8 protein-coding genes are annotated in these 9,417 nt (G+C 51.9%); 7 read left to right on the top strand and 1 reads right to left on the bottom strand.

What is annotated here, in order from left to right; genetic code table 11:
- The first annotated feature begins 299 nt into the window (after positions 1-299).
- Together D5S03_RS08575 and D5S03_RS08570 are read left to right on the top strand one after the other, a co-directional pair.
- Positions 300-713 (top strand): HIT family protein, encoded by a 414-nt coding sequence (locus D5S03_RS08575; protein WP_287043502.1) that lies wholly within the window; start codon positions 300-302, stop codon positions 711-713.
- 98 nt (positions 714-811) lie between these two features.
- Entirely contained in the window at positions 812-1,105 is a 294-nt protein-coding gene (locus tag D5S03_RS08570) for an integration host factor subunit alpha (RefSeq protein ID WP_287043501.1), read from the top strand.
- Here the strand turns inward: D5S03_RS08570 and D5S03_RS08565 are convergent.
- Positions 1,089-1,859 (bottom strand): septal ring lytic transglycosylase RlpA family protein, encoded by a 771-nt coding sequence (locus D5S03_RS08565; RefSeq protein WP_287043500.1) that lies wholly within the window; start codon positions 1,857-1,859, stop codon positions 1,089-1,091. The genes D5S03_RS08570 and D5S03_RS08565 overlap by 17 nt on opposite strands.
- A gap of 752 nt (positions 1,860-2,611) precedes the next feature.
- On the opposite strand from D5S03_RS08565, the gene D5S03_RS08560 reads away from it, so the two are divergent.
- The 5 genes from D5S03_RS08560 to D5S03_RS08540 all read left to right on the top strand — a co-directional run bounded on the left by D5S03_RS08560 (position 2,612) and on the right by D5S03_RS08540 (position 9,211).
- Positions 2,612-5,692, top strand: coding sequence for an FAD-dependent oxidoreductase (locus D5S03_RS08560; RefSeq protein WP_287043499.1), 3,081 nt, complete (start codon positions 2,612-2,614; stop codon positions 5,690-5,692).
- Positions 5,693-5,712: 20 nt separating this feature from the next.
- On the top strand, positions 5,713-6,147 hold the full coding sequence (locus tag D5S03_RS08555) for a hydrogenase iron-sulfur subunit (protein WP_287043497.1): 435 nt from the start codon (positions 5,713-5,715) through the stop codon (positions 6,145-6,147).
- Between the two features lie 42 nt (positions 6,148-6,189).
- Positions 6,190-7,128: an NADH-quinone oxidoreductase subunit B family protein gene (locus tag D5S03_RS08550; protein WP_287043495.1), complete on the top strand. Its 939-nt coding sequence runs from the start codon at positions 6,190-6,192 to the stop codon at positions 7,126-7,128.
- Between the two features lie 2 nt (positions 7,129-7,130).
- Positions 7,131-8,483, top strand: a complete 1,353-nt coding sequence (locus D5S03_RS08545; RefSeq protein WP_287043493.1) for a Ni/Fe hydrogenase subunit alpha — start codon at positions 7,131-7,133, stop codon at positions 8,481-8,483.
- Positions 8,484-8,704: 221 nt separating this feature from the next.
- The gene (locus tag D5S03_RS08540; RefSeq protein WP_287043491.1) at positions 8,705-9,211 is read left to right on the top strand and encodes a hydrogenase maturation protease; all 507 of its coding nucleotides are present in this window, start codon (positions 8,705-8,707) and stop codon (positions 9,209-9,211) included.
- Positions 9,212-9,417 lie beyond the last annotated feature (206 nt).

Raw genomic sequence — 9,417 nt, 5'->3', positions numbered from 1 at the left:
TGAGCATCATTTTGTGCTTAAAATATCTCATTTTTTGGGACAAGTGGGTCCCGGAAGAGCCAGTCCCCATGCCACATGCAAAGCGCTAAACAGATACCTTGTTTTTTATGACAGGGTTTCAGGAGTAAGTCACTGACATGTACCTGTGGAAATTTGTGCTGAGCACCTGATAATAAATAACTGACAACTGTTCACCCACAAGTTCGAAGTAGGCACTGCAAAAATCTCAAGAGGGCCTGGCCTGGAGCCTGGATGAAAGATCAGGATTCTTCAGACAGCAAATTTTTCAAGGAGGCAGCATGCAGGATTGCATTTTCTGTAAAATAGTCCGCGGAGAAATCCCCAGTGCAAAGGTTTATGAAAACGACTCAGTCCTTTGTTTTCTTGATGTTGCTCCTGCTGTCAGGGGGCACAGCCTGGTAATTCCCAGGGAGCACGTAGAAAATATCCTGGAAATACCTGAAGATATGGCAGCCCAATTGCACGAAGCAATCCGCAGGGTGGGCCGGGGTATTATTCAGGGTCTAAAGGCCGACGGGTTCAATGTCGGCATGAACAACTTCCAGGCCGCGGGTCAGGTGGTAATGCATGCCCACTGGCATCTGATTCCCCGCTTCCACGGGGACGGCCTGCAGCTCTGGCCTCAGTACAAATATGACAGCGATGAACAGATGCAGGATTTTGCCAGGAAAATCGCTTCTGCACTTTCATAACTGTGTTTCAGTTCAGGATCATATCCGAGTATTTCCAGCACAGTCAATTCTGTCAGGGTTTTTACAGGCCCCGGCAAAAAAATACAGGAGGGAGGTATATGGTCAACACCCTAACCAAATCGGATCTGGTGGACAGGGTTTATGAGCAAAGCGAACGTAAGCGCTCAGAGGTCAAGGGACAGATTGAACATTTGCTGGATATTATAAAACAGGCTATAAAAAAGGATCACTCCCTGCTTATAAGCGGTTTCGGCAAGTTCGAGACCTACGACAAGAAGCCCAGAAAGGGCCGAAATCCTCAGACCAGCGAGGCTATAATTCTTCCCGGGCGGAAAGTAGTGGTTTTCAGGTTGTCGCGTAAATTCCGCTCAGAGATCAATCAGCAATTATAAAGGCCTCTGGGTAACTTTCCCTGAGGCTGTCCCTGGCTTTTTCCGCCTGGCCGACGTTTTCGAAACGACCGGCCTGTACACGCCACACGGTCTGGCCGCCGGAATCATTTTTCTGCAGGCGTGTCTCGCTGTATCCCTTTTCCTGAACCCGGCCCTTTTTGTTTTCGGCGTTTTCTCTGGTGGTAAAGGACCCCACCTGAACATAGAAAGTGCCGGGCAACTCATCCCTGGGGGCGCTGCCCACAGCCTTGACCCTCACCGGGGCAGTGCCCGGCCCTATCATGTCCAGTTCTTTGGCCGCTGCCATGGAAAGGTCTATGATGCGGTCGTCTACAAAAGGACCGCGATCATTAATCCTGAGCCGGATGCTTTTATCGTTTTCCAGATTGGTCACCTCCACCTTTGTATGCATAGGCAGGATTCTGTGGGCTGCACTTATTTCGTACATGTTGTAGACTTCTCCGCTGGCGGTTTTTTTGCCGTGAAATTTGGGTCCATACCAGGAAGCAATGCCTTCTTCTTCAAAACCTTCCGATGAGGACAAAGGGATGTAGGTCTGTCCCAGGACTGTGTATTTGCGGGCCCTGTCCAGCTTTTCTTCCGGGGGTTCCGGTCTGACTGGTTCTCTCTCGGGTTCTTCAATCCTGGGGGGTGGGGTGGGCGGAGAGACCTTGCGCGGGGAACACGCCGCAGTCAGAGCTACTGCTGAAATGATAAAAAATATGACCAGGTAACCGAAAAAAGATCTTTTCATACTTTGCTTCCTGTGTTTTATTTTGCTGGTGTCCGCCAAATCTTTGTACAAGGATATATGTCGAAAAAAGTATACTTCACGGATTCAGGCTTATGCTTCAAGCAGGGGAGGCACAAGGCCTGAAGACCGGCAAGAGACATGTTCAGGGTGTGCTGTTGCAGATTATTCATCAGCAGGAAAACTGTTTTCCAGTAAGTAACAGGTTAGCCATTTGCATGTGGCATGGGGACAGTTCCGCACTTATTTTTCCAGGGCCAACAGCTGAAAATTGTCCATCAGAAAAAAAATAAACGCGGAACTGTCCCCTGCTTTCCTCAACAAGGGCTAAGCTTTTACTCCAGTACAAACTCCATATTATTTAAAAATGTCCATGAGAGCAAGTGATGAGTTCCGTCAGTTCCTTACGCATTTTCAGTCCGGGCAGGGCAGGATGATTTGTGCAGGTTTGTCCTTGATAATTTTTTAATCAGTGATATCAGTTATTAGTAGTAAGTCGGCTCGTTACCGGGGTTTATTTGTTTGTCTTCGTTGTGAGAAATTTTTATCAAATTTTTAAATATGGCAGTTTTATTTTGTGTATTTTGATTTAACTACTTGTTTTTACTGTTTTTTTGTTGTTTAATATTTGTTAAAACAGGTCTTGACTTATGTATGCTTGTGCGTGTTATAACAAACTCAATGCGTGTTATAACAAACTCAAAGGAAATGGAGCATATTAATAATTCATTACCATTTGGCAAAGGGGGTCAAGAATGAGCGCGGAAAAAGTAGGCGCGGTCATGGTTGTCGGCGGAGGAATCGCTGGTATCCAGTCAGCCCTGGATCTGGCTGACGCTGGATACTATGTCTATCTGTTGGAGAAGTCTTCCGGCATAGGCGGGGCCATGGCCCAACTGGACAAGACTTTTCCCACCAACGATTGTGCAATGTGAATTATTTCGCCTAAACTGGTCGAGTGCGGTCGGCACTTGAATATCGAGCTTTTGACCCTGGCCGAGGTGGAAGGAATCAGCGGCCGGGAAGGTAATTTCAGCGTCAAGGTGCGCCAGAAGCCGCGCATTGTTGACATGGACAAATGTATAGCCTGTAACCTGTGTGCGGAAAAATGTCCCAAGAAAGTCCCGGACGAGTTCAACGAGGGGCTGGACAAGCGCAAGTCGGCATACATCAAGTACGGGCAGACTGTGCCCTTGAAGTACGCCATTGAAAAGGAGACATGTATCTTTTTTGTCAAGGGCGGCAACAAGGGCGAAAAAGGCAAGGGAAAATGCCGGGCCTGTGAAAAGTACTGCCCCACCGGAGCTATTGACCTTGATCAGGATTTTCAGGATGAGATCAAGGAAATAAACGTAGGTTCGGTAATTCTGACCCCGGGATTCAAGCCTTTTGATCCTTCCGCTTTTGATACCTATGCCTATTCCCAGTTCAAGGACGTGGTCACCAGCATGGAGTATGAGAGGCTTCTCTCCTCCAACGGTCCATGCATGGGACATCTCACCAGGCCTTCCGACGGCAGCGAGCCCAAGAAGATAGCCTGGCTGCAGTGCGTAGGCTCCAGAAACATTAATAAATGCGACAACGGCTACTGTTCCTCGGTCTGCTGCATGTACGCCATCAAGCAGTCCATGGTAACGGCGGAGCATACCACCGGCGATACGGACCAGGCCATTTTTTACATGGATATCCGTACCCATGGCAAGGAGTTCGACAAGTATTACGAGCAGGCCAAAGAAAATGGTGTGCGTTTTGTCCAGAGCCGCATTCACACTGTTTACCCCGGACAGGACGGCTGCGGGGTAAAGGTGGAGTATTTTAATGATCAGACCGGGGAGAGGGTCAAGGAGGAGTTTGACCTTCTGGTTCTGTCGGTTGGTCTGGAAAACTCCAAGAGCTCTGTTGATCTGGCAGAGGCTCTGGGAGTGGAGCTGGACAAGTATAAATTCGCGGACAGTTCCAGCTTTGCCCCGTCAGCCACCAACGTCCCCGGCATTTATGCCAGTGGCTGTTACCAGGGACCCAAGGATATCCCCCAGTCGGTAACAGATGCTTCCTGTGCCGCTGCCTCGGCTTCCATATCCCTGAGCAGTCAGCGCGGAACCCTGACCCAGGAAAGAACATTCCCACCGGAAAAAGAAGTGTCCGGAGAAGAGCCCAGGGTGGGTGTCTTTGTGTGCTCCTGCGGCATTAATATCGCCGGCACCATAGATGTCAAAGAACTTGTGGAATACTCCAAGTCTCTACCCAACGTGGTCATGGTGGAAAACAACCTCTTTTCCTGCTCTCAGGATACCCAGGTCATGCTCAAGGACAAGATCCAGGAGCACAACCTTAACCGGGTGGTGGTTGCGGCCTGTACCCCCAGGACCCACGAGCCTCTTTTCCGGGAGACCATGAAGGATGCCGGGCTTAACGAGTACCTCTTTGAAATGGCCAATATCCGCAACCAGAACAGCTGGGTGCACGGCAAGGAGCCTGAAAAGGCCCTGGACAAGGCCAAGGATCAGGTGCGCATGGCAGTGGCCAAGGCCTCCATGCTCCAGCCCCTGGAGCATCTGTCCGTGAACGTGAACCAGAGCGCCCTGGTTGTTGGAGGCGGTCTCTCAGGCATGGTCAGCGCCCTGGGACTGGCGGATCAGGGGTACGAGACCATCCTGCTGGAAAAGGCGGACAAGCTGGGCGGCAACGCCTGGAACCTGGCCTCCACCTGGCGCGGGGAACAGATAAAACCCTATCTGGAAGAGCTCATTTCCAAGGTAGAAAACCACTCCAGTATAAAAGCATATAAAAACGCCCAACTCAAGAACAATAAGGGCGCTGTGGGCGATTTTGTAAGTGAGATAGAAGTAAACGGCGAGAAAAAGGCCATAAAGTACGGCATAGCTGTCGTCTGCACCGGGGGCCAGGAACACAAACCCCAGGAATACCTCTATGGCCAGGATGAACGGGTCTTTACCCACCTGGAATTTGACCGGGAGATGTCCGAGCACGCACCAGCCCTGGACAAGGCCAAAGGGGCTGTGTTCATTCAGTGTGTGGGCTCACGGGAGCCGGACAGGCCCTACTGCAGCCGGGTGTGCTGCACGCATACCATGCATTCGGCCATCAAGCTCAAAAAGGCCAACCCCAAAATGCCTGTATATGTTCTTTACCGGGATATCAGGACTTATGGTGCCCGGGAGGACCTGTACAAAGAGGCCCGGGAACTGGGGGTTATCTTCATCCAGTACGAACTGGAAAACAAGCCCAGAGTCAGCAAGGACGGGGACGACCTGGTGGTGATGGCCAGGGACCATATTCTGTACCGGGACGTGGAAATAAGGCCCAGCTACCTGGTGCTGGCTTCAGCAGTGGTACCTACAGAACACAAAGAACTGGTGGAACTCTACAAGTGCGGACTCAACAGCGAGGGATTTCTCCAGGAGGCCCACGCCAAGTTAAGGCCCGTGGATATGAGCGTGGACGGTATGTTCCTGGCTGGACTTTGCCACTACCCCAAGCCTGTGGACGAGTGCATTGCCCAGGCCCAGGCCGCAGTGTCCAGGGCGTCCACAATCCTGTCCAGGTCTGTAATGCCCCTGGATTCCATCAAGTCTTTTGTTACGGAGAACTGTGACGGTTGTGCCATATGCGTGGACACCTGCCCTTACGGGGCCATCAGCCTGATAGACTACGATGTGGAGGGTGTTCAGCACAAGAAGATCGAAACAAATAAGGCCCTGTGCAAGGGGTGCGGCATCTGCGAAGCCACCTGTCCCAAGCAGGGAGTGTTTGTGCACGGTTTTACCAATGAGCAGATAAGGGCCCAGATCCATGCTGCCCTGGAAAATGTCTAAAAAACCAAGGAGATATAGCGATGGCTGAACATAAAGAACCTGTCATTGTGGGATTTCTCTGCAACTGGTGCGCTTATGCCGGCGCTGATCTGGCCGGTGTGTCCAGGTTGCAGTATCCGCCCAACATGCGTGCCATCAGGGTCATGTGCTCCGGGATGGTGCATCCCAACCTGGTGGTGGAGGCCCTGGAAAAAGGCGCCGACGGCGTCCTGGTCCTGGGCTGACACCTTGGTGAATGTCATTACCTGGATGGTAATCACAAGGCATACGCCAGGGCCCAGGCCATAAAGCTGGTATTGGAAGACCTGGACATTGATCCCGAGAGGTTCAGGCTGGACTGGGTATCTTCAGCAGAGGCACCAAGGTTCGCCAAGGTGGTCAATGAATTTACCGAGAAAATCAAGTCCCTGGGGCCAAATCCCCTGCGGGTCAGCAAGGAGGCCCAGGGTGCCTAGCGCTCTGCCGGGTCCTTACATTTCCATAATGGAGGTATTTATATGACCAAGGTAACAGTAGCCGAAGAATGGCTGAATGCCTGTGCCGGCTGTGAAATAGCCATATTGAACGTGGGTGATGTTCTGGTTGACCTGTTGGTCAACAACCTGGATTTTGTACATATACCGGTCATCCTGGACAAGAAGTATTTCGGGCAGACCGGAGAGGAAACAGAGTTGAGCATCCCCGAAGCAGTGGTGGGCATTGTATCCGGCGGGGTCAGAAACGAGGAGCACAAGGAAGTCCTGCTGGAGATGCGCAAGAAATGCCAGATCCTTATAGCTCTGGGAACCTGCGCTACCGACGGCGGCATTCCGGCCATGATCAATATGTATTCCGATGAGGAACTAAAAAAGTTCACCTACAAGGATTCACCTACAACCGATCCTGCGGACTACCCAACAGAGCATATTCCGCCTCTGCTGGATCAGTGTTATGCCCTTGATGAACTGGTCAAGGTGGACCTGTACCTTCCAGGATGTCCGCCGCATCCGGACTGGATCGCCGGGGCAGTACTGGCTCTTCTGGAGGGCAAGACCGAATACAGGATGCCGGAAAAGTCTGTCTGCGATGCCTGTCCCACCATCAGAGAAAGCAAGAAGGGTCTTGCAGACATAAAGCGCATGCTGTCCGCCCCGGAATTCGATCCGGAAAAGCCTCTGGATGAGATGCGCTGTTTGCTGGAGCAGGGATATCTTTGCCTGGGGCCTGTTACAGGAGTAGGATGCGGAGGCAAAGAAGGTGCGCCCCGGTGCATTTCCGCCCGGGTCCCCTGCCGTGGATGTTACGGCCCTGTCAGAAAAGGCGCCAAGCCCCTGGTAGATTACATGGGGGCCCTGGCTTCCGTGGGGTTTGATCCAAACAAGATGCCCGACCGCCGTGGATATCTGGCCCGTTTTTCCGGGGCTCACGGTACACTAAAAAGACCTGTCAGGAGGTAGACATGGGTAAGACACTTAATATAGCTCCCATAACCCGCATAGAGGGGCATGCCAGCGTGGCTGTGCACCTGGATGATACCGGAAATGTTTCCGATGCCAGGCTGCATGTGCTCTCCCTGCGCGGGTTTGAACAATTTGTAATAGGTCGTCCCGTAGAGGAAGTGTCCAGGATAGTAACCCGCATCTGCGGCATATGCCCCTGGCAGCACCACCTGGCCGCCAACAAGGCAGCTGATGAGTGCCTGGGCCTGGAACTGCCCCCTACCGGCAGAAAGCTCAGGGAACTGTGCCAGATGATGGCCTATATCCCGGACAAGATCCTGCATTTCTATTTTCTGGCTGCCCCGGATTTCGTACTGGGCCCTGATGCGGATTATTCAGTGCGCAACGTGGTGGGCATCGTAGGCGCCAATCCTGAGCTGGCCAAGAAGGTAGTGCACATGCGCTACAAGGCCCAAATGATGCTGGAAAAGTTCGCAGGCAAGGTCATACACCCCATTGCCGGGGTGGTGGGCGGATTTTCCAAGCCCCTCAAGGAAGAGGAGCGAAAAGAGATCCTGGAAGGCATTCAGGAACTTAAGGAATTCAGCCTGTTTACCATGAAGTTTGCCCGGGAAGAGGTTTTTCCCAAGTACCTGGATGCGGTCAAGGTCCTGGGAGTGTTTCCTTCCGGCTATCTGGGCACTGTTCGTCCCTCTGACGGCGCTTTGGAACTGTACGACGGAGAACTAAGACTCATGGATCAAAACGGTGAATATGACCAGTTCAAGTACTCTGAGTACATGAACTACATCGGCGAACATACCGAGCCCTGGTCCTATCTCAAATTCCCCTACGCCAAGAAATGGGGAGCCCTCAAACTGGACGAGAACGACCCCGTGGGTGTATACCGGGCCAACACCCTGGCCCGCATAAACGTCTGCGACCAGATGGCCACTCCCATGGCTCAGGAAGAACTGGACATCTTCCGCAAGGAATTCGGCCGGCCCACTCATCTGACCCTTTTATATCACTGGGCCAGGCTCATTGAACTGGTCCAGGCCTGCGAACGGGCTGAGGAGCTTTTAAACGATCCTGAAATCACCGGCCGGGAAATCCGTTGCCAGGATATCCAGCCCAAGGCCGGTGAAGGGGTTGGATGTGTCGAGGCAGCCAGGGGCACCCTTATTCACCATTACCAGACAGACGACAATGGCTTTGTAACCATGGCCAACATGATAGTGGGCACAACCCACAACAATGCACCCATGAACCTCTCGGTGCGTCAGGCGGCCAAGGCGGTAATCAAGGACGGAAACTACGATCAGGGTCTTTTGAACCGGGTGGAGATGGCCATACGCGCCTACGACCCGTGAATGAGCTGTGCTACTCACCGCCTGGATGGCGGCGTAAACGTAGAGCTCAAGGTTCTGGATTCCAGCGGCAACGTCCTGGAGACCATGAGTACATAAGGCAGTATTTGTCAGTTCTCTGAAAATAGTGCCGCGGTATTGTTAGACAGAAGCTGACAAATAGTTTATAAGAAGCCGTCTTCACCTTGGTGGAGGCGGCTTAAATTTTTGGTTGCGGGGGGAAAATGGACTGGTCCAGCATGTTTGATTCCAGAGTGGTGGTTTTCGGCTGTGGCAATACCTTGTACGGTGATGACGGCCTGGGGCCGCTGGCGATCAAGGCACTTCAGGACAGGGGGGATGTTGGTCAAGACGTGGCCTGTATTGACGCGGGCACTTCCATAAGGCCCCTTATTTTTGATCTGATCTTAAGTGATAACCATCCCCAGAGGGTGATAATTATCGACAGCACCACAGATGAAGACATGGAGCCTGGTGAAGTCCGGGAAATAGACATCTCCCGGGTGGACCCCAAAAAGATTTCTGATTTTTCCATGCACCAGTTTCCTACCACCAACCTGCTGAAAGAATTGCAGGAAACTACGGAAATAAAGCTGAGCATCATTGTTGTCCGGGCTGCCCACATCCCGGAAAAAATGCAGGAGGGGTTAAGCCCCGAGGTACAAAAGGCCCTGGAAGAGGTGCAGACAAAAGTATTGCAACTGGTCAACAGTGAGGTTCAAAAGCTCTAACGCGGGCCATGCCCGCAACCCAATAAAGAAAAGAGCTTTTTTGACAGGATTAACAGGATTAAGAGATTGATTAAGAGAAAAACATTTTTGTCCTGGCCGGAAGCCAGGCCAAAAGGTTATCACTCCAGCACTCACTTTTTTCCTGCATTCATGGGTGCCGGAAGAAAGTGAGTGCTGGATGGCTAATGCAATCTGCGGCTTCCGGC

This window comes from Desulfonatronospira sp. MSAO_Bac3, assembly GCF_003838035.1.
GTDB lineage: Bacteria > Desulfobacterota > Desulfovibrionia > Desulfovibrionales > Desulfonatronovibrionaceae > Desulfonatronospira > Desulfonatronospira thiodismutans.
Note: the sequence above shows the minus strand (reverse complement) of the source record. Positions and strands in the feature narration are given on the sequence as shown.